This is a genomic window from Microbacterium sediminicola, assembly GCF_039531125.1.
GTDB classification, from domain to species: domain Bacteria; phylum Actinomycetota; class Actinomycetes; order Actinomycetales; family Microbacteriaceae; genus Microbacterium; species Microbacterium sediminicola.
The window spans coordinates 1,336,639-1,357,788 of sequence record NZ_BAAAPL010000001.1; the positions used below are offsets into that span (position 1 = coordinate 1,336,639).

Here is a 21,150-nt window from a genome sequence, read left to right on the forward strand (position 1 = left end):
GACGCCGCGATCGTCGGTCTGATCGGACCCGAGGGGCCGTGGCCGGTGGTCAGCGCCGCGGCTCGAGCCGGCCGACCCCGTAGCGACGTTCGGCCGGGACATCGGCCTCCACGCACAGCGCAAGCCACACGTCCCTCGGCGGCACGCCGCTCTCGAGCGCATCGCTCGCGGTGCGCCCACCGACCTCGCTCAGCACGAGATCCGCCACAATCGACCCTGCCCGCGCGCCGAACTCGTCGGAGACGGCGCGGTGGAACTCGCTGCGTCGCATCCGACGGTGCTCAGCGCAACGACAGCTCGGCGTCCATCGACGCGACGAGCTCGTCCGGAACGACATCCGGGAACGTGTGCAGGCCCTCGAGGACCGCGAGTCGATCGCTCACCTCGCGCATGATCATCGAGATGGGAACGTCCAGCGCCTCGGCGACCGCCGAGAGGATCTCGCTGGATGCTTCCTTCTGACCGCGCTCGACTTCGCTCAAGTAGCCTAGCGCCACGCTCGCGCGGCTGGCCACCTGGCGGAGGGTGCGCCCCTTCTGCTGACGCAAGTCACGCAGGACTTCGCCGATCTCTTGACGTACCAGGATCATCTCGGGCCCCCTCCTCACTGCTTCATGCCATTCGTGCCCGGGGTGGACAACAGTACAACACCGATGTAGGTCACACTAACGCCGCGTTCTGTGGAATGGGTGGGAATCACCGAATGTAACGCGAGTGAAACACCTGGTGTTCCCGGTCGGTTGTCCCGCTCGCTCAGAGCGAAATGCGCACCAGCTCGAGCGCTGCTTCGACGGCTCCGCAACGAATCCCTGCGCGGTCCCCGTCCAGGTCCAGTCGGACCACGCGCTCCTGCTGCGGAGTGACGACCGCCACGTACACGCGGCCGACAGGCGCACCGTCCTGGGGGTCGGGCCCCGCGACGCCCGTCGTGGCGACGCCGACCTCGACGGGGCGCTGCGCGGGCCCCAACGCCACGCGCACTCCGCGCGCCATCTGCAGGGCCACATCGGGGTGCACGGCACCCTCCCGGGCCAGCAGACTCTGCTCCACGCCCAACACCGTGTGCTTGACCTCGGTGGCGTAGGCGACGACACCGCCGTACATGACGGCAGATGCGCCCGGCACCGAGACGATCGCCGAGGCGAGGAGACCACCGGTCAACGACTCCGCCGTCGCGATCCGCCATCCCCGGCCCGCGAGGATCGGCAGCAGATCGGCTGCCCGGCTGTCGATGTCGGGACCAGCGGTGTCTTCGCTCATGAGGCCGACGCGCCGCCACCGCCCACGGTCCGGGCGCGTCGACCACGCACCTCGCTGACGATGTAGTCGATGCCGCTCGCGATCGTCAAGAGCACGGCGATCGTCATGGTGACGACGTTGATCCAGAAAATCGCGCCGGCCCAGATGGAGCCGTCGGGGACGAGGGAGGCGAACGGCAGCAGCGCGAGGGAGAGCGCGACCGACTGCGCGACGGTCTTGAGCTTTCCCATCCAGGCAGCGGCCAGCACGTGGTCGCTCACAACGATGAACCGATAGATCGTGATGCCGATCTCGCGGATCAGGACGATGATCGTGACCCACCAGGGCAATTCGCCGAGGATCGAGAGCCCGATGAAGGCGAAGCCGGTCAGGACCTTGTCGGCGATCGGGTCGAGCAACTTGCCGAGGTCGGTGACAATCTCGTACTTGCGCGCCAGATACCCATCGACGCCATCGGTCGCGATCGCGACGATGAACAGCACTGCCGCCCACCAGCGGAGCGGCCCGTCGGCGCCGCCGTCGGCCAGCAGCATCCAGAGGAAGACCGGGGCGAACAGGATCCGGACGATCGTGATCGCGTTGGGAAGCTGCCTCGGGATCGCCATGGTGCGAGCCTAGCGCCGGATCACTCGCGCCCGGTCAGGCTCCAGGCATCCTCACCGCCGCTGTCGCCGTCGACAACCTCGTGGCCTTCGAACTGCTCATCGACCGGATCGGCGGCGGGAGCATCTTCGCCGCGCAGCTTGGCCAGCACGCTCGGCAACTGCTCGACCGTCACCAGCACGTCACGGGCTTTCGACCCCTCGGAGGGTCCGACGATCTCGCGCGACTCCAGCAGGTCCATCAGACGTCCGGCCTTCGCAAAGCCGACGCGGAGCTTGCGCTGCAGCATCGAGGTCGAACCGAACTGCGTCGAGACGACCAGCTCGGCCGCCGCCAGCAGCAGCTCGAGGTCGTCGCCGATGTCGGCATCCACTTCCTTCTTCTCGGCTGCGGCCTGGACATCGTTGCGGTACTCGGGACGAGCCTGGGCCGTCACGTGCGCGACCACCGCCTCGATCTCGGGCTCGCTGACCCACGCCCCTTGCACGCGCAGCGGCTTGGAGGCACCCATCGGCAGGAACAGTCCGTCGCCCTGACCGATAAGCCGGTCGGCCCCCGGCTGGTCGAGGATGACCCGGGAGTCGGTGACACTGGTCACGGCGAAGGCCAGGCGCGAAGGGACGTTGGCCTTGATGAGGCCGGTCACGACATCGACCGAGGGACGCTGCGTCGCCAGCACGAGGTGGATGCCGCTCGCGCGGGCCAGCTGCGTGATCCGGACGATCGAGTCCTCGACGTCCCGCGGGGCGACCATCATGAGGTCGGCGAGCTCGTCGACGACGACGAGCAGGTACGGATACGGCTTGAGCACCCGCTCGCTGCCTGCCGGCACCTGCACCTCGCCCGCGACCACGGCCCGGTTGAAGTCATCGATGTGACGGAAGCCGAACGACGCGAGGTCGTCGTAGCGCATGTCCATCTCCTTCACGACCCACTGCAGCGCCTCGGCCGCCTTCTTCGGGTTCGTGATGATGGGCGTGATGAGGTGCGGAACGCCCGCGTAGGAGGTCAGCTCCACACGCTTGGGGTCGATGAGCACCATGCGCACGTCGGAGGGCTTGGCCCGCATCAGCAGGCTCGTGATCATCGAGTTGACGAAGCTCGACTTTCCGGATCCGGTGGAGCCGGCCACCAGCAGGTGCGGCATCTTGGCGAGGTTGGCGACGACATATCCGCCGCCCACGTCCTTACCCACACCGATGGTCATCGGGTGGGTGGCGGAGGACGCCACCGGCGAACGCAGGATGTCGCCGAGGGTCACGATCTCGCGGTCAGCGTTCGGGATCTCCACACCGATCGCGCTCTTGCCGGGGATGGGGGCGAGGATGCGCACCTCGTTGGATGCCACCGCGTAGGCGATGTTGTTGGTCAGCGCGGTGATGCGCTCGACCTTCACGCCCGATCCCAGCTCGATCTCGTACTGGGTCACTGTCGGGCCGCGCGAGAATCCGGTCACGCGCGCGTTGATCTGGAACTGTTCGAAGACGCCCGTGATCGCCGCGACGATCTGGTCGTTCGCCTCGGAGCGCGCCTTGGCGGGCGTACCCGCTGCGAGGCTCGCCACCGACGGGAGGCGGTAAGGCAGCGCCGGTGCGGATCGCGGAGCGTCCGTGCCGAAACCGGTGACCGCCGGCAGATCCTCGTCGGGGATCTCCCCCGTGTCATCCTGCAAGCCGGTCTGCGCGGGTCCGGCGGGCTGCTGCAGCTCTGCGAGCGCGGCGGCGTCGAAGATCTCGGTGAGGGCATCCGGCGTCGTGTTCTCGGCCTGGAACGCCTGGTCGAACCCACCTTCGGGCGGGCCGGGAGGCAGCAGCTCGGTGAGATCCTGCGTGTGCAGTGCACCGTCGGCGTCCTCTTCCCGCCCCGAGCGGTTCCGTCGCCACCACGGCAGCGCCTCGGTCGCCGCGTCGGCGGCATCCGCGTCGGATCCCGCCGCGGGTTCGGCGCGCTCGGCGCCGAACATCCAGGCGTAGAGGTCACCCAGGCGCCTGCCGATGCGGTTGGGCGGGGTCTTGGTCAGGATAAGAATGCTGAGCACACCCAGAAAGCCCAGGACGATTCCCGCGCCGATCGGGGTCAGCGCCAGCGCCAGCGGTTCACCGATGAGCCAGCCGAACACCCCGCCGGCCGCGCTGAGCGCGGGCAAGCCCTCCGCCGGCTGCGGCCGGCCACCGTACACGTGCGCGAAGCCCGAGGCGACGAGGATGATCAGCCCGAAACCGATGCCGATCCGGCCGTTGTCGTGGACCGACGCCGGGTGACGGAAGAGCCATCCGGCCAGCAGCACCAGCAGCACCGGGAGCACGAACGCCACGCGGCCCACGAGCGCACCGACGGTGTAGGCCGAAAGCGTGGCGCCGATCGACGAGCTGATGAAGAACCACTCCACGACCGCACCGGCGATCGCGAGGATGATGAGCAGGAACGGGAATCCGTCACGCCGCTGGGACTTCTCCAGGTTCTCCGGGCCGAAGGCCCGGAAGATGCCGCCGACCCCGTGGGCCAGTCCCATCCACATGCGCACGGGAAGGACGGGACTCTCCGCGTCGTCGACGTAACGCTTGGGGACCGGGGCCGAACCCCGCGCGCGCGACGAGGAACCCTTGGCGGGCGTGCGACCGGAGGTCGAGGTCTTGGTGGAACTCCTCGGCATGAGCACCACGGTAGGCGCGGCCTGCGACACGAGCCCGGAACGACGCGGGGTTTCCCGCGATCTGCCCCCTCCTGCCGAGTTGCACCTCCCTGGGCCGAGTTGCACGTCCCTGGGCCGAGTTGCACCTCCCTGGGCCGAGTTGCACCTCCCTGGGCCGAGTTGCACCTCCCTGGGCCGAGTTGCACTTCAGCGGAGGCGTTTGACCATCGTGTCGCGACCGAACCCGCTCTGCGTGACCGCAAAGCCCTCGGAACGGTAAAGCGTCGCGGCGAAGTTCCCGCGCTCCACACTGAGGCTCAGCCGCGTCGCCCCTTCGGAGCGCGCGCGCTCCGACAGACGGCGAAGCAGCGCGCGTCCGACGCCGTGCGCCCGCCAGATCGGCCGCACCCCGATGATGAGCTCGGGCACGCCGGTAGCGACGTAGCCGAACCCGGGATCCGTGCGGGGGAACGTGCGAAACCAGGCCGCCCCGATCGGATCGTCACTCTCCGTCAGCGCGACGAAGCCGGCATCGCCGGGACGCATCCAACCGCCGACGTAGCGGCCGTAGTCGGGACTGGTCAGCACCTCGTAGCGCGACCGCGCAGGCCCGTCCCGCCAGTTGGCGGCCTCCACGACCATGTCGCCGAGGAACGCGCCATCGGCGGCCGTCGCCGGACGGAGGTGATACGCGGTGCGCATGGGCTGAGTGTAGCCAGTGTGCACCGCCTCGTCGGCCTCAGGCCTCGATCACCAACGGGACGATCATCGGCCGGCGGCGCAGGGACTGGTTCACCCAGCGACCGATGGTGCGGCGCACGACCTGCGACAGCGCGTGGTTGTCGCGGACACCCGACTTCGCGGCCTCTGCGAGCGCCGCGGCGATCTTGGGCTTGACGCTTTCGAAGACCGCGGCGTCTTCGGCGAAACCGCGCGCATGGACCTCAGGTCCGGAGATGATTCGTCCCGTGGCGGCATCCACGACGACGATGACCGAGATGAAGCCCTCCTCGCCCAGGATGCGACGGTCCTTGAGGTCCGCGTCGGTGATCTCCCCCACGCTCGAGCCGTCGACGTAGACGAAGCCGAGGTCGAGTTGGCCGACGATGCGGGCGACCCCGTCCTTCAGGTCCACGACGGTGCCGTTCTCGGCCAGAAGCGTGTTCTCGGCCGGGATGCCGGTGTCCTGGGCGAGCTTCGCATTGGCCATCAGGTGCCGGTACTCGCCGTGCACCGGCAGGACGTTGCGGGGCTTGAGGATGTTGTAACAGTAGAGCAGCTCGCCGGCGGCCGCATGGCCCGAGACGTGCACGCGCGCGTTGGCCTTGTGTACGACATTCGCTCCGAGCTTGGTGAGTCCGTCGATCACGCGGTAGACGGCGTTCTCGTTGCCCGGGATGAGGCTGGAAGCCAAGATGACGGTGTCGCCGGGACCGGGCTCGATCTCGTGGTCGAGGTTCGCCATGCGCGAGAGCACCGCCATCGGCTCACCCTGGGAGCCGGTCGACATGTAGACGATCTTGTCGTCGGGAAGATCCCTGGCCTTCTTGTAGTCGATCAGCAGGCCGTCGGGCACGTTGAGGTAGCCGAGGTCCTCCGCGATCGTCATGTTGCGCACCATGCTGCGACCCAGGAGCGCCAGTCGACGTCCATGGGCGTGGGCGGCATCCATGACCTGCTGCACGCGGTGCACGTGACTGGAGAAGCTCGCCACGATGACCCTGCGCTGCGCGCGTCCGATGACCTGGTCGAGGACAGGGCCGATCTCGCGCTCGGTCGGGGTGAAGCCCGGAACGTCGGCGTTGGTCGAGTCGACCAGGAACAGGTCGACGCCCTCTTCACCCAGCCGGGCAAAGGAGCGCAGGTCGGTCAGGCGTCCATCCAGCGGGAGCTGATCCATCTTGAAGTCCCCCGTGGCAAGGACCGTGCCCGCGCTCGTGCGGATGGCGACCGCCAGCGCGTCGGGGATCGAGTGGTTCACCGCGACGAATTCGAGGTCGAAGGGGCCGAGCTGCTCGGTCTGCCCCTCCTTCACGGTGAGCGTGTAGGGCTTGATCCGGTGTTCCTTCAGCTTCGCTTCGGTGAGCGCCAGCGTGAGGCCTGAGCCGATGAGCGGAATGTCGCGCTTGAGCCTGAGAAGGTAGGGAACCGCTCCGATGTGGTCCTCGTGGCCGTGCGTGAGGACGACGCCGACGATGTCGTCCAGGCGCTCCCTGATCGGCTCGAAGTCCGGCAGGATCAGATCGACACCCGGCTGGTGTTCCTCGGGGAAGAGCACGCCGCAGTCGACGATGAGCAGCTTCCCGTCCAGCTCGAACGTCGTCATGTTGCGGCCGACCTCGCCCAGGCCACCGAGCGGAATCACACGCAGTGTCCCCTTTTCCAGCGCGGGCGGGGCAAGAACGGCGTTTGACATGCAGAATCCTCGTGGTGTCAGCGGGTAGTGCCCGAGACCTGGGGCAGCGCGCCGCCGGCGGCGGCGTTGCGGTCGGGGCGGAAGTTGGAGAAGTCGACACCCGGGACATCGCGCACGAGAGCGAGCTCGTCCTCGATCATCGCGGCCTCCCACTCTTCCGGGCCGACCAGCGGAAGACGGACGCGGGGGCTCGAGATCCGTCCCAGCCCATGCAGGATGTACTTGGCGGCGACGGTGCCGGGCACGTGCGTCATCACCGCGCGAACGAGCGGCTCGAGCTTGCGGTGAGCTGCCGTCGCAGCGTGCAGATCTCCCGCGTTGACGGCGTTGACGATCTCGCGGTAAGGCTGGGCGGCGATGTTCGCGGTCACGCCGATGAGACCCGCGGCGCCGATCGCGAGGTGGGGCAGGACGTTCGCGTCATCGCCGGAGAAGTACATCAGGTCGGTCTGGTTCAACACACGGCTGACCTCACTGAAGTCCCCCTTGGCATCCTTGATCGCGAGGATGTTCGGATGCTTGGCCAGCCGCAGGATCGTCTCGTACTTGATGGGAACGCCGGTGCGCCCGGGAATGTCGTAGAGGATCACCGGCAGGTCGGTGGCGCCGGCAACGAGCCGGAAGTGGGTCAGGATGCCGGCCTGGGTCGGCTTGTTGTAGTACGGCGTGACGATCATGATGCCGTCGGCGCCGGCCTTCTCGCTGGCCTTGTAGAGGGCGATCGCGTGCGCGGTCTCGTTCGAGCCGCCTCCGGTGATGATCTTCGCGCGGCCGGCCGAGACATCCTTGCCGACCTCGACGAGGCGGATCTTCTCCGCGTCGGTGAGGGTGGATGTCTCACCCGTCGTTCCGGTGACGACGATGCCGTCCGCACCGGCGACGATCACGTCGTCGATGTGCTTCTCGACGGCGGGCCAATCGACTTCGCCGTCGGCGGTCATGGGCGTCACCAGTGCGACGAGCACCTGTCCGAAGGGATTGCCGGTGTGCGTCATATGTTCAGGCTATCGCCGTACGGACTCGCGCACGGCGCCGAGCGCGGCGCGGTCAGGGTGCGACGCGCCCGTTCTTGGCGAACGCCGCGTGCGTCATGGGCATGAGATCGGCCCAGAGCGTCTCCATCTTCTCGGCGCACATTTCGATCTCGCGCTGCGGGAAGGACGGGAAGTGAGAGCCCTCGACCTTGGTGCGCAGGGACAGGAAGTTCATCAGCGAGCGCGCGTTCATCGTCACGTACATCGAGGAGTACGTGTTCAGCGGCAGCACGATGCGGGCCACCTCGCGCGCGACACCCGCATCGAGCATCCGCTGGTACGCCTCGAAGGCGTGCACGGATGCCTCCCGCGTGGTCTCCTCGACGACCGCGGTCTGCTCGGGCGTGCCGTCCAGGAAGTCGTAGGCACCGGGCTTGCCGACCTGCCGGAGCTTGCGTTCGGGGGCGGGCACGTAGAACACGGGACGCAGCTCGCGGTAGCGGCCGGACTCCTCGTTGTAGGAGGCGATGCGGTGGCGCATGAACTCGCGGAACACGAAGATCGGCGCCTGCACGTAGAAGGTCATCGAGTTGTGCTCGAACGGTGAACCGTGGCGGTCGCGCATGAGGTAGTTGATGAGCCCCCGGTCACGATCCGACGCCTCGGTTCCGGCGGCCGCCTCGTCGAGGGTCTGCTCGCCGAGTGTCGAGACGCGCGCCGCGAACAGCACGTCGGAGTCGGCGGCGCTGGATCGCACCAGCTCTACGGTCACATCACTGCGGAACTCGATGTCGGTCACGGCTCACACCCTACTCGCGCGGACCCACGGTGGGTGAGATCCCGCACGCGCGTCACAGAGCGTCATCGACGACGCCCGCGGCGGCAGACTCGCTTATGTTGGTTGCCGTGGACCCCTTCACCGCCCTCCTGAGCGTCGCCGCGCTGCTCGCGCTGGCCGGCGCCGTCGGCGTGGCTTGGCGGCTGCGTCAGGGGCGCGCGCGGCGCGCGCCGGGACGCGAGGTCGTGGAACCCGCACGACTGGGGGCCGTGAGCCTGGGCGAGCAGGCCACGTTGCTGCAGTTCAGCACCGAGATGTGCAGCCGCTGCCCGGGTGTTCACCGAACGCTCGCGGGGATCGCTTCGACCCGCGACGGCGTGAGTCATCTCGATGTCGACCTCACGCACCGCCCCGACATCGCTCGCCACTTCAACGTGCTGCAGACACCCACGACGCTTCTCCTCGACCGGGAGGGCGCGATCCACACACGCTTCGGCGGTGTGCCCAACCGCCACGTGCTCGAACTCGAGCTGGCCCGTCTGACCGGTCAGCCCCTCTCCGGAGAACCGACCCATGCCTGACCCCGCCGCCCCGAACCGGATCGATGTGCGTGGCCCCCGCGTCGCGGCGGGGATCACCGCGGTGTTGCTGTTGGTGGATGTCTTCCTCGGCCTCGTCGCGGCGACCGCGGCGGCGTTCTGGCTGCTCGTGGTGATCGCCACTCTCTTCCTCTGGGGAGTCCTGTCCCCTCGCACCGCGCCTTGGGGCGTCATCTACCGTCGTGTGGTCCAGCCGCGCCTGTCCCCCGCGACCGAATTCGAAGATCCGCGTCCGCCGCGGTTCGCGCAGGGTGTGGGGCTGTTCGTGACCGGGCTGGGTATCGCCCTGCACCTGATCGGCGTGCCCTGGATCCTTCCCATCGCCGCCGCCGCGGCATTCCTCGCCGCGTTCCTCAATGCCGTCTTCGGCCTGTGCCTGGGCTGCCAGATGTACCTTCTGCTGCAGCGGGTCGGCCTCGTCGGCCGCGAACGCTCGGCTTCTGCCTGATCCCCTGGCCGGACAGCGCCGCAGCCGGTTAGGCTGACCGCGATGCGCCCACGGTGGGCGCCCGCGACCAGGGAGGTCTCCATGTCCGTCACGAGCGAAGCCACCACCGTCTGGAACGGCAGCCTTGCCGAGGGCTCCGGGAACGTCACGTTCGACTCCTCGCACATCGGCACCTTCGGCATCGATTGGAAGGCGCGTAGCGAGGGTTCCTCGAGCACGACGACGCCGGAGGAACTCATCGCCGCTGCGCACGCCTCGTGCTTCTCGATGGCGTTCTCGCACGCCCTCACCCAGCACGGCACCCCGCCGGAGTCGATCCGCTGTTCGGCGGCCGTCACCTTCGTCCCGGGCACCGGTATCACCGGCAGCCACCTCAACGTGGAGGCGACCGTCCCCGGCTTGAGCGCCGAGGACTTCGACCGGATTTCCGCCGAGGCGAAGGCCGGCTGCCCCGTCTCCGCGGCACTCGCGGGGATCGAGATCACCCTCGAGGCGACGCTTGCCTGATCGCCCCCTGCGGCACGTCGTGCTGGCCGGAGGATCCGGCCTGCTCGGGCGAGGGCTGTCTGCCCGGCTGCGCGCGGACGGCGTGCGGGTGACGACCCTCGTTCGTCGACCGCCCGTGGGCACCGATGAGATCTCCTGGCTGCAGGAGGGGGCGCGACTGGATCCAGCCGTGCTGGACGGCGTCGACGCCGTCGTCGCTCTCAACGGCGCCAGCATCGGACGACTGCCCTGGACGCGCCGCTACCGGCATGAGCTGCTGTGGTCGCGGGTCACGCCGACGCGCGTGCTCGCCGAGGCGATCCGCGCCCGCGGCGCGGATGCCCCGCACTTCGTCTCCGCCTCCGCCGTGGGCTACTACGGCGCCGTCCCCAGCGGTCCCGTCACCGAGGGCTCGCCGCGCGGTGAGGGGTTCCTCGCCGACGTCTGCGGTGAGTGGGAGGCCGCCGCGGCCGGCGCGGGCGCGCAGACACCGATCACGACGCTGCGCACCGCCCCCGTCATCCACGAAGACGGAGTGCTCAAGCCCTTGATCCTGCTCACCCGTGCAGGCCTGTCGGGGCCGCTCGGCCGCGGCGTTCAGGAGTGGCCATGGATCTCGTACCCGGATGCCGTCGGTGCGATCACCCACATCCTTCATCGGCGCCTGACAGGCCCGGTGAACCTGACCGGGCCTGCGCGCGCGACGGCGAACGACATCGGCTTCGCCCTGGCGCAAGAACTGAACCGTCCCTACCTGCTGCGGGCCCCGGCGTGGGCGTTGCGGCTGGCTCTCGGCCGAGACGCGGCATCCGCCCTGCTGCTGACCGACGCGCATGTCGAGCCGGACGCGCTGCGCGCCAGCGGCTTCATCTGGACCCACCCCACGGCCGAGCACGCGGTGCACGCCGCGGTGGCCGACAACGCCTAGCGCTGAGCGCGCTGGAGCCCGATCGCGCGGCGCACGGCCTCCCGCCCGCGCCGCCGGTCCCCTGCCGCGTCGTACACGAGGCCCAGCCGGTACCAGGCCTGCCAGCTGTCCGGCGCCGCCTCAGCCTCTGCGCGATACCGCGGGAAGAGGGCGTCGCCTTCGGCGCGCAGCACGCGCCCGCTGGGGCGCACGTCGACGATCTCGTCGGGAAGGCCACCCTCGGCCTCCAGGAGCCTGCCCAGTCGCTCCGCCCGCACACCGAACCACAGCTCGCGCCCCAGCGCCCAGACCGCGATCACCGGGAGCACGACGAGCGCGACACCCATGGCGATCCCGACGCCGTCGCCGCTGAGCAGCAGAAGCCAGGCGCGCTGGCCGACCAGGACGATGTACAACAGCAGCAGGGCCGCCATCACGGCGACGGCGATGCGCGCCCTCATATGCCGGTCGTGCGCGCGACCTGGCCGGACACGCCGCCATCGTCCACCGGATCGTCGGCGCCGGCGTCGACGGGTCGGCCGATACCGATGTCCAGGAAGCTGTCCAATCCGACCACGACGCCGCGCACATCCGCGGCTGCCGCCAGCGCGAGACGGATGCCGGGGCTGTAGGCCGCGGCCGGGTCGACCGTGTCGTGGGTGAGCGTGAGCGTCTCCCCCGGGCCCGACAGGACAACGCTCTGCTGCGCAACGACTCCCGGTCGCCGCATCGAGTGGATGGGCACACTCGCCACCTGCTGGCCGCGGGCCCGCTGATCGACGTGCGGCGCGTCGACGGGACCGACCTCCGATCGAGCCGCCGCGATCAGCTCTGCGGTGCGCACGGCGGTGCCGCTGGGCGAGTCGATTTTGGTCGAGCGATGCGACTCGACGATCTCGATCGAGGAGAAAAAGGGCGCGGCAGCCGCCGCGAGCGCCGAGCCCAGTACCGAGCCCAACGAGAAGTTCGGGACGAAGAACACCCCGGTGCCGGCCGCGGTCACCAGCGCACGCACGCTCGCGATCCGCTCCGCCGACCAGCCTGAGGTGCCGACGATGATCGGGATGCCGCGCTCGACCGCCGCACGCACCACGTCCATCGAGACGGCCGGGGTCGTGGCATCCACGACGAGATCGGCTCCCGCGATCTCCGACAGCGCCGAACGCGACCCGAGCTGCGCGTACAGCTCGAATCCCTCCGTGTCTGCGACCACCTGGCTGATGACCCGGCCGAGTTTGCCGGTGGCCCCGACGACGGCGACGCGCGTGCTCATGATCTCAGCCTAGCCGCGCCGGGCCCCGCACCATCGGTACTCAGAACCCGTAGGGCTCGGGCAGACCCGTGCGCATCTCGACGGGCAGGTGAGCGACGTCGTTGTACGAGTAGAGCGACCAGGGACGGCCGGGGCGCTGGGAGAGCACGGTGATCGCGCAGTTGGCCTGGTTGAGGGTCATCCACTTCCACTCCGGAGCCTGGAGCACCTCGCGCACGAACCAGCTGATGACGAAGTTGTGGGTGATCAGCAGTTCGTGGATGTCGCCGGTTTTGCGCACGAGGAAGGCATTGACCGCGTCGGCCATTTGCGCGCGCCCCGCTTCCACCTCTTCTTCGGTGACCGAGCCGAAGTACGGCTCGAAGACGGCGGGCGCTTCTTCGTGCATCCCGGTCGGCACGCAGTCGAACAGCAGCGACGAGGGCTGCGGTGACACCGACGGCATCCGCTCGGCGATCACCCGCGCGGTCTCGGTCGTCCGATCCAAGGGAGAGTGCCAGACAGCCTCGAAGGGAACCCCCGAGAGGCGCTCGGCCAGAAGAGACGCTTGGCGGCGCCCTCTCGGCGAGAGGGGGCCATCGGAGAGTCCGTGCTCGGCGTCGAGATGCTCGCCGGGGCGTACGAGATAGATGTAATGAGTCACAGTACTGAGAAGTCACGGGCCGTCACGCGGTCTGCGGGATCCCATCCACCCTACCCGGAACCCCCGTCGCACCGCGGTGCGACTCCCCAGCCCCGTCGCCTGCCTCCGGCGGGAGCGGCTACTCGGCGGCGCGCGCGATGTCTGCCAGCTGCGAGCGGGTCAGGCGAATCCCGACGCCCTGCACGAGTTCTTCCACCTGGTGCGGGGCGAACGCGTTGACGATCGGCGCGGTGACGACCCGCTGGGCGAGCAACCACGCCACCGAGACGGCGGCATCGGTCGTCTGCAGCTCGGCCGCGATCGCATCCAGCGCTTTCAGAGTCCGGGTCCCCCGACGGTTGAGGTTGGCGGTCATCTGCTTCGCGCGCACCGAGAGCGGCGCGGAGACCCGCGCGCGGTGCAGCCCCGAGAGGAAGCCGTGCTCCAGCGCGTGCGAGGGGGTGACCGCCATCGACTGCGCCTGCGCCACCACGCGCAGATCGCTGTCGAACTCCGAACGGCGCACGACGTTGAACGGCACGTCAAGCACCGTGATCCGCGGGTAGCCGGCGGCCGACAGGATGCGGGCCTCGACGAGTTGCTCGGCACGGTAGCCGACCGCGCCGATCGCCCGCGCCTTGCCCGCCTCCACGAGCCATTCCGCGGTCGCGAGGGTCTCTTCCAGCGGCGCGGCGGCTGCCGCTCGAGCATCCAGGTAGAGGATGTCGATGCGATCGGTGCCCAGCCGTGTCAGAGATCCCTCGACGGCGCGCACGAGCTCGACGGGCCCGAGTCCCGGGTGGTCGGGGTGTCCGCCGATGCGCACCCCAAGGACCATCTCGTCACGCACGCCGCGGTGCGCCATCCAGCGCCCGATGATGTGCTCGCTGCGCCCTCCGGCGTAGCTGTCAGCGGTGTGTATCGCGTTGCCGCCCGTAGCGAGGTAGGTGTCGAGGATGTCGTGGCTGACCGACATGTCCACGGTCCAGCCGAACTCGCCGCCGCCGAGAATGAGGGGGAACACCGACATTCCGGTCTCGCCGAGTGGCACCCGCACATGGGATCCGAGCGGCGGTCCCTGCACCGGAATGGGAGCGGAAGGGTGGGCCGCCGGCTGTGCGCCGGAATCGGGCGCTGCCGAGGCGCCGATACCGAAAACGGCCATTGCCTCACCCCTCGCCGAAGTACACGCGGAGGGGAGCCGCGCTCTCCGACGCACCACTCGGTGCGTTCTTCGAGCGTACGGCGTCGGTGCAGTGTGGGAGCGGTCCCCGGCAACCAGGCCGTGAATATTTGATAACGCTTCGATCACGCATACCTTCAGCAACACAGAAGCGCCCGATCCTCGCGGACCGGGCGCTTCTGATGGGGACTGCGGATCAGCTTTCGGTGGGTGCCTCGGCAGCCTCAGCGGGAGCGTCGTCGAGGACAGGCTCCAGGCTCAGCTTGCCGCGGTCGTCGATCTTCGTGATGCGCACGAGGAGCTTCTGACCGACCGAGAGGACGTCATCGACGTTCTCCACACGCTTGCCGCCGGCGAGTTTGCGCACCTCGGAGACGTGCAGCAGGCCGTCCTTGCCGGGGAGCAGCGAGATGAACGCGCCGAAGGTCGCGATCTTGACGACCGTGCCCAGGAACTGCTCGCCGACCTCGGGGTTGGTGGGGTTGGCGATGGCGTTGACCTGCGCGCGGGCAGCCTCTGCAGAAGGGCCGTCCACGGCGCCAATGTAGACGGTGCCGTCCTCTTCGATCGAGATGTCGGCGCCGGTGGCGTCCTGGATCGCGTTGATCGTCTTGCCCTTGGGGCCGATGAGCTCGCCGATCTTGTCGACGGGGATCTGGACACTGATCACGCGGGGCGCGGTCGGAGCCATCTCGTCCGGGCTGTCGATCGCGGCGTTGATCACGCCGAGGATCGTCAGACGTGCCTCCTTGGCCTGCGTGAGCGCAGCCGAGAGCACCGACGAGGGGATGCCGTCGAGCTTCGTGTCCAGCTGGATCGCCGTCACGAACTCACTGGTGCCGGCGACCTTGAAGTCCATGTCGCCGAGGGCGTCTTCGGCACCGAGGATGTCGGTGAGGGCCGCGTAGCGGGTCTCACCGTCCACCGTGTCGGAAACCAGACCCATCGCGATGCCGGCAACCGGTGCGCGCAGCGGCACACCGGCGTTCAGCAGCGACAGGGTCGACGCGCAGACCGAGCCCATCGAGGTCGAGCCGTTGGAGCCCAGGGCCTCGGAGACCTGGCGGATCGCGTAGGGGAATTCCTCGCGCGAGGGCAGGACCGGGACGAGGGCACGCTCGGCGAGGAAGCCGTGACCGATCTCACGACGCTTCGGGCTTCCCACGCGGCCGGTCTCACCGGTCGAATACGGCGGGAAGTTGTAGTGGTGCATGTAGCGCTTGCTCGTCGTGGGCGAGAGCGAGTCGATCTGCTGCTCCATCTTGAGCATGTTCAGCGTGGTGACACCCATGATCTGGGTCTCGCCGCGCTGGAAGATCGCCGAACCGTGCACGCGCGGGATCACCTGGACCTCGGCATCCAGCGGACGGATGTCCGCCAGACCACGACCGTCGATACGGACACCCTCGGAGAGGATGCGTCCACGGACGATCTTCTTGGTGACCGACTTGTACGCGGCCGAGAACTCGGCGAGCGCGGTGGCGGGCAGCTCGCCCGCCTCGACGGCCGCGGCGAGCTCTGCCTTGACGCGGTCCTTGATCGCGTCGTCGGCGTCCTGACGCTCCTGCTTGTCGGCGATCTGGTACACACTCGCCAGCTCGCCGAAGGCGCGCGTGGAGACGAAGTCGAAGACCTCATCGGCGTACGGCGGGAAGACGGGATAGACGCCCGGCTCCTTCGACGCGGTCGCAGCCATCTCGGCCTGCGCGGCGACGAGCACCTTGATGAAGGGCTTGGCGGCCTCGAGGCCGGCTGCCACGACGTCCTCGCTGGGCTTGGTCGCCCCGCCCTTGATGAGGTTCCAGCTGCCCTCGGTGGCCTCGGCCTCGACCATCATGATGGCCACTTCACCATCGGCGAGCACACGACCGGCGACCATCAGGTCGAAGACCGCGTCCTCGAGCTGGGCTGCCGTCGGGAACGCGACCCACTGGTCGGCGTGGTCGCCATGGCCGGGGATGAGCGCCAGGCGGACACCCGCGATCGGGCCCGAGAACGGCAGGCCGGAGATCTGGGTCGAGGCCGACGCGGCGTTGATCGCGAGCGCGTCGTAGAACTCGCCCGGTGCGATCGAGAGCACGGTGACGACGATCTGGACTTCGTTGCGCAGTCCGCCGACGAACGACGGGCGCAGCGGCCGGTCGATCAGACGGCAGACGAGAATCGCCTCGGTCGAGGGGCGGCCCTCACGACGGAAGAACGAACCGGGGATCTTGCCCGCGGCGTACGAACGCTCTTCGACGTCGACGGTCAGCGGGAAGAAGTCGAAGCCCTCACGGGGGTGCTTGCCGGCGCTGGTCGCCGACAGGAGCATCGTCTCCTCGTCGAGGTATGCGGCGACCGCTCCCTGCGCCTGCTGGGCGAGGCGTCCGGTCTCGAACCGGACAGTACGGGTGCCGAAGCGGCCGTTGTCGATGACAGCTTCGGCGGCGGTGATTTCTGGACCTTCCAAGAGGTCTCTCCTTCTTTGTTTCGACTCGCGCACCCGTGTGGCGCGCGAGCACGTGCGAAGGAGCAGGAACAGGCAGATTCCGGCGGGCGGGCACGATCGCGCCCACCGCCTGCGCTGGCCACCAGTAGAAGACCACCCGGCGCTCTCGCGACGAGGAATCCACCACAGGGGACCAGCTTCCTGCCGGCCTGCTCCAGGAGCTCACTGTGAAGTTGAGCGGATGCCATACGGCAACCTTCACGATCCTATCAGCGCGGGCTCTGCTTCCCTATCGGCGCGGGGCCCGCGTCGGGGTGCGCGCCGACGACCGACGTGTTCGGGCGCGCGATCGTCACGTAGTCGTCGTGCTTGGCGACCATGCCATCCCCCGCTGTGCGCCCGCGCAGGCGTCGCCACATCCACGGGAGGGCATCGCGCGCGAGCCATCCCCGCGGCCGCGGGGCGTCGTCCTCGTGGAAAGCCGTGTCCAGGTTCGACAGCTCGTCCGCGTAGGGCACCCCGAGCGCCTCGGCGGCGCGATAGGCGAGGAATCGATGACCCTGCGAGCGCAGGTGCACCTTGTCGTCGGCCCACATCTCCAGTCGGCTGATCTCCGGCAGCGCGTCCAGGTCGAGCAGCATGCAACCGGTGGATGCCGCGATGCGGCGGATCTCGGAGTTGTAGACCGCCACGCGCCGGGCGAAGATCATCGCCAGGTGGCGCCGAGGGAGCATGAGACCGACCAGCAGGACGTCGATGCCACGGGCGCGCAGCTCGCGGACGGCCCCCTCCAGCTCCCGCGCGAGCGCGAGAGGATCGGCGCCGCGGCTCACGAGATCGTTCGCCCCCATGAACACCGAGACGAGGTCAGGCGTCATCGCGAGCGCGCGCGGCACCTGCTCGTCGACGAGGTCGCGGATCTTGCGGCTGCGCACGGCGAGGTTCGCGTAGCGGAATGGCTCCGCGCCGGGGTGCGTGGCGGCCTCCCGCGCGCCGGCGAGAAGCTCGGCGAGGCGGTCGGCCCACCCGCGGTACTGCCCCGACGGCATCCGCGAGGTGTCGCACAGACCCTCGGTGAGGGAGTCCCCGAGCGCCACGAACCGTTTCCACTTCGGCGCCCCCGCCGCCACCGGCGCCGGGGGCATGGCGGGACGGGTCGCAGCGCGCGCGAAGAGTGCATCGTCGATGGGCCGGAGCGAACGGGCCTCTTCGTAATGACCGACGAGCTGATGCCCGAGCGCAGTCCAGGTGCGGTCTCGCACCGACTCGCGCGCCGCAGCGGCGAAAGCCATTCGCTTGGACTCATCGCCCACCAGGTCGCAGACGCGGGCGCGCAGGTCGGCGAGGTCGCCGGGCCGGTACAGCCAGCCGTCGACGCTCGAGCGGACGAGGTCGACAGGACCCCCCGTCCCCGTCGCGACGACGGGAACACCACTGGCGAGCGCCTCCTGAATGGTCTGACCGAAGGTCTCGCTCTCGCCGGGGTGGACGAACACGTCGAACCCGGCCATCGCGGTGGCCAGCTCGATCCCCGACAGGTGCCCGAGGAAGATCGCCCGCGGCAGGGCCTTCTCCAGCGCCGGGCGCGAGGGTCCATCGCCCACGACCACGAGACGCGTGCCGGGGATGTCGTGCACCGCGATGAGATCTTCGACCTGCTTCTCGGGCGCCAGGCGCCCGACATAGCCGATGATCGTCTCATCCGGTGCGGTCGCGAGGCGCCACAGATCGCTGCGCCTTTCGGGGCGGAAGCGCTCGGCGTCAACCCCTCTCCCCCACCGGCGCAGGCGGTCGACGCCGAGCGTCTCAAGCTGCGCGATCGAAGCGCTGGAGGGCGCGAGCGTGAGCGTCGCGCGACGGTGGAGCCGGGTCACATGGGACTGCACGATCGCGGTGGCCGCGGGCAGCCCGTACTTCTCGGCGTACGCGACCACGTCCGTCTGGTAAATGGCGACGACCGGGACCTTGAGGGCGTCCGCGGCGACCGCGCCCTGCCAGCCGAGCACGAACGGCGAAGCCAGGTGGATGACATCGGGTCGGAACTCGCGCAGAACTGCCGCCAGCTTCGCCGCGCGCGGGAAGACCACGCGGACCTGCGGGTACGAGGGCAACGGGACCGAGCGCAGCAGTGTCGTCCGCGCGCCGTGGAGATCGGCGTCCACATCGCCGGCGCGGGGCGCGATCACGAGGGTCTCATGCCCCTCGCTCGCGAGGTGGCGAAGGACCTGGAGCACCGAACCGGTGACCCCGTTCATATGAGGGAGAAACGACTCCGCAAGCAGCGCGACTCTCACGCATCCAGAGTGCGGCCACAACCCACCCGCAGACGGGAATCAGCGGCAAGGGTCGCCCACTGTTCATCCGATCGCCGCTCCCGTTCACCCGTTGCATCGCGGCGTTCATCCCGGCGCCCGCTGTTCGCGTGCCGTTCACCGGCGCCTGATACTCAGAAGAGGTGATCGACGATGTCCTGGTCGGGCTCGGAACAAGCCCCTGGGCCCTGTGGGCGATGTTCGGTCTGGTCCTGGCCGACAGCCTCCTGGTTCTCGTGCCGGGAGAGATCGCCGTCACGGCCTTCGGCGCGCTCGCCGTCACCGTGGGATCCCCACCGCTGTGGGCGGTCATCGTGCTGGCGGGGCTCGCCGCCTTCACAGGGGATGCGATCGTGTACATCCTGGGCAGACGCGTGGGTATGCGGCGATGGCGCTGGATGCGGACGCGCCGCGTGGCGGGGGCGATCGAGTGGGCCGGGGGGCGACTGCAGCGCAACAGCGCGACCGTCGTCTTCACCGCCCGATTCATCCCCTTTGCGCGACTGGCCGTGAATCTCACGGCCGGTGCGACACGAGTCCCCGCGCCGCGCTACCTCACGATGGTCGGCATCGCGGCCGGCGCCTGGGCGCTCTATCAGGCGGCGGTGGGGGCGATCGTGGCCACACTTCTCCCCGGTGGCCCCCTGGCCGCCGTGATCCTCTCGATCACGGTCGCGGTGCTCCTCGGCCTGATCGTGGACGTCGGCGTCACCCGGATCAGCCGCGGGCGCGATGAACGCGCTCGATCGGGTCACGCCTGATCGAGCGGGTCCAGTTCCACGAAGGAGCTCTCGAATCTCCAGTTCAGCAGGTGCGTGGCCGGTGGGAGCATCGCGGTATACAGCGCCTCCCGGTCCACGGTCACCGGAGCGAGTGGGCGGCCATGGGCCAGCGAGGTGAGCAGCAGGCCGGCGTGATACTCGGCCAATACCGTGCGGAAGACGGCCTCCTGGATCGTCGATCCGACGATGACCGCACCGTGCCAGCGCAGCAGAGCGATCGCGCTGTCGCCCATGAGGTCAACCATCTCGTCTGCGACGGGATGGCTCGTGATCAGCTCGGGTCGGTCCCACAGCGGAATACGTTCGGGCCAGAACGCCGCGTGCACCATGAGCAGCTCGGTCGGAGGCTCGGCCATCGCCGACAAAGCGGTGAGGTTCGGCGAGTGGACGTGGACCAGGGATCGGGTCTGCGGCCGCGCCCGGTGCATCGCCGCGTGCATGTAGATCTCGAGGGGGCGCCCCACTTCGAACTCATCATCGAGACCGAGCTCGAGCACGTCTTCGGGGCGACAGCGGTCCTTGCGCTTTCCGGCACCGGGACACATCAGATAGCGCGTCGGATCGTCGGTCAGCAGACTGACGTGACCGAACATGCCGATCATCTCGTGTCGGGCGAGGATCCTCGTCGCTGTTGCGAGCTGCTCGCGAAGTTCGTGTCGATCCGGCACGGCCGCCGCCTTCCCGGCGCATCGTTGCGCCGAGCCCGACCGTAGCAACCGGCGCCGTTCGCTCGGCAGCGATGAGGCGGCAACCTTTGGCTGCGCAACGCGCAACCCTTGGCGCCGCCTCATCGATCGACTATTCGCCGGCGAGTCCTCCCAGCAGATGCCCGAACGAGCGCCCCTCACCGAGATAGCTGTCGGGGTCGAACGGGTCGGCCATGCGCGCAGGTTCACGCCGGGTGATCGCCTCGGCCAGCTCGCGGCCGGCTCGCTCGATACGCTCCGCCAAGGGCGCGATGCCCTCGTCGACGCCTCCCCAGTCGGCGGAGGACGCGTACACGCCCGTCGGGACGACATCTGCATGCAGGTAGGCGAAGAGCGGACGCAGCGCATAGTCCAGCGCCAAGGAATGGCGCGGTGTCCCGCCGTTGGCACCGAGGAGCACGGGCGTTCCCCGCAGCGAATCGGGATCGAGCACGTCGATGAAGGACTTGAACAACCCGGAATAGCTGCTGGAGAAGACCGGTGTGACGGCGATGATCGCGTCCGCCGAGACCACGGCGTTGATGGCGGCCTCCAGCTCCGGACGCGCGAACCCGGTGATCATGTTGTCGGTGATCGCGTGAGCGTGATCTCTCAGCTCGATCGCGTCCACGATCACATCGGCGCCCCGCACCGACAGCGCCGCGGACGTCGCTACCGCGAGTCGGTCGGCGAGCATGCGGCTCGATGAGGGCGTCGAGAGCCCGGCACTGATGACGGCGACGCGACGAGCGGACATG

At 69.0% G+C, this 21,150-nt stretch carries 22 protein-coding genes; 5 read left to right on the forward strand and 17 right to left on the reverse strand.

Annotated elements, in window-relative coordinates; genetic code table 11:
• Positions 1-49: 49 nt before the first annotated feature.
• The 9 genes from ABD206_RS06225 to thyX all read right to left on the reverse strand — a co-directional run bounded on the left by ABD206_RS06225 (position 50) and on the right by thyX (position 8,684).
• A complete protein-coding gene (locus ABD206_RS06225; RefSeq protein ID WP_344070464.1) occupies positions 50-271 on the reverse strand; it encodes a DUF3046 domain-containing protein in 222 nt (73 codons plus the stop codon).
• 10 nt (positions 272-281) lie between these two features.
• Complete coding sequence (locus ABD206_RS06230; RefSeq protein WP_344070466.1) at positions 282-590, reverse strand: helix-turn-helix domain-containing protein; 309 nt, start codon at positions 588-590, stop codon at positions 282-284.
• Positions 591-753: 163 nt separating this feature from the next.
• Positions 754-1,260: a CinA family protein gene (locus tag ABD206_RS06235; protein WP_344070468.1), complete on the reverse strand. Its 507-nt coding sequence runs from the start codon at positions 1,258-1,260 to the stop codon at positions 754-756.
• Complete coding sequence (pgsA, locus tag ABD206_RS06240; protein ID WP_344070470.1) at positions 1,257-1,865, reverse strand: CDP-diacylglycerol--glycerol-3-phosphate 3-phosphatidyltransferase; 609 nt, start codon at positions 1,863-1,865, stop codon at positions 1,257-1,259. The genes ABD206_RS06235 and pgsA overlap by 4 nt, the downstream gene beginning before the upstream one ends.
• 20 nt (positions 1,866-1,885) lie before the next feature.
• Positions 1,886-4,516 (reverse strand): FtsK/SpoIIIE family DNA translocase, encoded by a 2,631-nt coding sequence (locus tag ABD206_RS06245; protein WP_344070472.1) that lies wholly within the window; start codon positions 4,514-4,516, stop codon positions 1,886-1,888.
• 186 nt (positions 4,517-4,702) lie between these two features.
• Positions 4,703-5,197, reverse strand: a complete 495-nt coding sequence (locus ABD206_RS06250) for a GNAT family N-acetyltransferase (RefSeq protein WP_344070474.1) — start codon at positions 5,195-5,197, stop codon at positions 4,703-4,705.
• A gap of 37 nt (positions 5,198-5,234) precedes the next feature.
• Entirely contained in the window at positions 5,235-6,911 is a 1,677-nt protein-coding gene (locus ABD206_RS06255) for a ribonuclease J (RefSeq protein WP_344070476.1), read from the reverse strand.
• Positions 6,912-6,928: 17 nt separating this feature from the next.
• A complete protein-coding gene (gene dapA, locus ABD206_RS06260; protein WP_344070478.1) occupies positions 6,929-7,906 on the reverse strand; it encodes a 4-hydroxy-tetrahydrodipicolinate synthase in 978 nt (325 codons plus the stop codon).
• Between the two features lie 52 nt (positions 7,907-7,958).
• Positions 7,959-8,684, reverse strand: coding sequence for an FAD-dependent thymidylate synthase (gene thyX / locus ABD206_RS06265; protein WP_344070480.1), 726 nt, complete (start codon positions 8,682-8,684; stop codon positions 7,959-7,961).
• Positions 8,685-8,791: 107 nt separating this feature from the next.
• Here thyX and ABD206_RS06270 point away from each other — a divergent pair, with 107 nt between their 5' ends.
• From ABD206_RS06270 to ABD206_RS06285, 4 genes are all read left to right on the forward strand, one after another.
• Positions 8,792-9,244, forward strand: a complete 453-nt coding sequence (locus tag ABD206_RS06270) for a TlpA family protein disulfide reductase (protein WP_344070482.1) — start codon at positions 8,792-8,794, stop codon at positions 9,242-9,244.
• The gene (locus ABD206_RS06275; RefSeq protein WP_344070484.1) at positions 9,237-9,710 is read left to right on the forward strand and encodes a DUF4395 domain-containing protein; all 474 of its coding nucleotides are present in this window, start codon (positions 9,237-9,239) and stop codon (positions 9,708-9,710) included. The genes ABD206_RS06270 and ABD206_RS06275 overlap by 8 nt, the downstream gene beginning before the upstream one ends.
• 81 nt (positions 9,711-9,791) lie before the next feature.
• Positions 9,792-10,217 (forward strand): OsmC family peroxiredoxin, encoded by a 426-nt coding sequence (locus ABD206_RS06280; RefSeq protein ID WP_344070486.1) that lies wholly within the window; start codon positions 9,792-9,794, stop codon positions 10,215-10,217.
• Positions 10,210-11,124: a TIGR01777 family oxidoreductase gene (locus ABD206_RS06285; protein WP_344070488.1), complete on the forward strand. Its 915-nt coding sequence runs from the start codon at positions 10,210-10,212 to the stop codon at positions 11,122-11,124. The genes ABD206_RS06280 and ABD206_RS06285 overlap by 8 nt, the downstream gene beginning before the upstream one ends.
• Here the strand turns inward: ABD206_RS06285 and ABD206_RS06290 are convergent.
• The 6 genes from ABD206_RS06290 to ABD206_RS06315 all read right to left on the reverse strand — a co-directional run bounded on the left by ABD206_RS06290 (position 11,121) and on the right by ABD206_RS06315 (position 18,906).
• The gene (locus tag ABD206_RS06290; protein ID WP_344070490.1) at positions 11,121-11,564 is read right to left on the reverse strand and encodes a hypothetical protein; all 444 of its coding nucleotides are present in this window, start codon (positions 11,562-11,564) and stop codon (positions 11,121-11,123) included. The two genes, ABD206_RS06285 and ABD206_RS06290, sit on opposite strands and share 4 nt — an antisense overlap.
• The gene (dapB, locus tag ABD206_RS06295) at positions 11,561-12,376 is read right to left on the reverse strand and encodes a 4-hydroxy-tetrahydrodipicolinate reductase (RefSeq protein ID WP_344070492.1); all 816 of its coding nucleotides are present in this window, start codon (positions 12,374-12,376) and stop codon (positions 11,561-11,563) included. Before dapB ends, ABD206_RS06290 begins: the two co-directional genes overlap by 4 nt.
• A 40-nt stretch (positions 12,377-12,416) precedes the next feature.
• The gene (locus tag ABD206_RS06300; protein ID WP_344070494.1) at positions 12,417-13,019 is read right to left on the reverse strand and encodes a histidine phosphatase family protein; all 603 of its coding nucleotides are present in this window, start codon (positions 13,017-13,019) and stop codon (positions 12,417-12,419) included.
• A gap of 118 nt (positions 13,020-13,137) precedes the next feature.
• Positions 13,138-14,163 (reverse strand): aldo/keto reductase, encoded by a 1,026-nt coding sequence (locus ABD206_RS06305; protein ID WP_344070496.1) that lies wholly within the window; start codon positions 14,161-14,163, stop codon positions 13,138-13,140.
• A 214-nt stretch (positions 14,164-14,377) separates the two neighbouring features.
• Complete coding sequence (locus tag ABD206_RS06310) at positions 14,378-16,633, reverse strand: polyribonucleotide nucleotidyltransferase (RefSeq protein ID WP_344070498.1); 2,256 nt, start codon at positions 16,631-16,633, stop codon at positions 14,378-14,380.
• A gap of 248 nt (positions 16,634-16,881) precedes the next feature.
• Positions 16,882-18,906, reverse strand: coding sequence for a glycosyltransferase (locus ABD206_RS06315; RefSeq protein ID WP_344070500.1), 2,025 nt, complete (start codon positions 18,904-18,906; stop codon positions 16,882-16,884).
• A gap of 161 nt (positions 18,907-19,067) precedes the next feature.
• Here ABD206_RS06315 and ABD206_RS06320 point away from each other — a divergent pair, with 161 nt between their 5' ends.
• Entirely contained in the window at positions 19,068-19,685 is a 618-nt protein-coding gene (locus tag ABD206_RS06320; protein WP_344070501.1) for a DedA family protein, read from the forward strand.
• Here ABD206_RS06320 and ABD206_RS06325 read toward each other — a convergent pair.
• The gene (locus ABD206_RS06325; RefSeq protein ID WP_344070503.1) at positions 19,676-20,374 is read right to left on the reverse strand and encodes a class II aldolase/adducin family protein; all 699 of its coding nucleotides are present in this window, start codon (positions 20,372-20,374) and stop codon (positions 19,676-19,678) included. The two genes, ABD206_RS06320 and ABD206_RS06325, sit on opposite strands and share 10 nt — an antisense overlap.
• 130 nt (positions 20,375-20,504) lie before the next feature.
• Positions 20,505-21,149 carry an FMN reductase gene (locus ABD206_RS06330; protein WP_344070505.1) on the reverse strand — a complete coding sequence of 215 codons (645 nt, stop codon included), beginning with the start codon at positions 21,147-21,149 and terminating at the stop codon, positions 20,505-20,507.
• Between the last annotated feature and the right edge of the window lies 1 nt (position 21,150).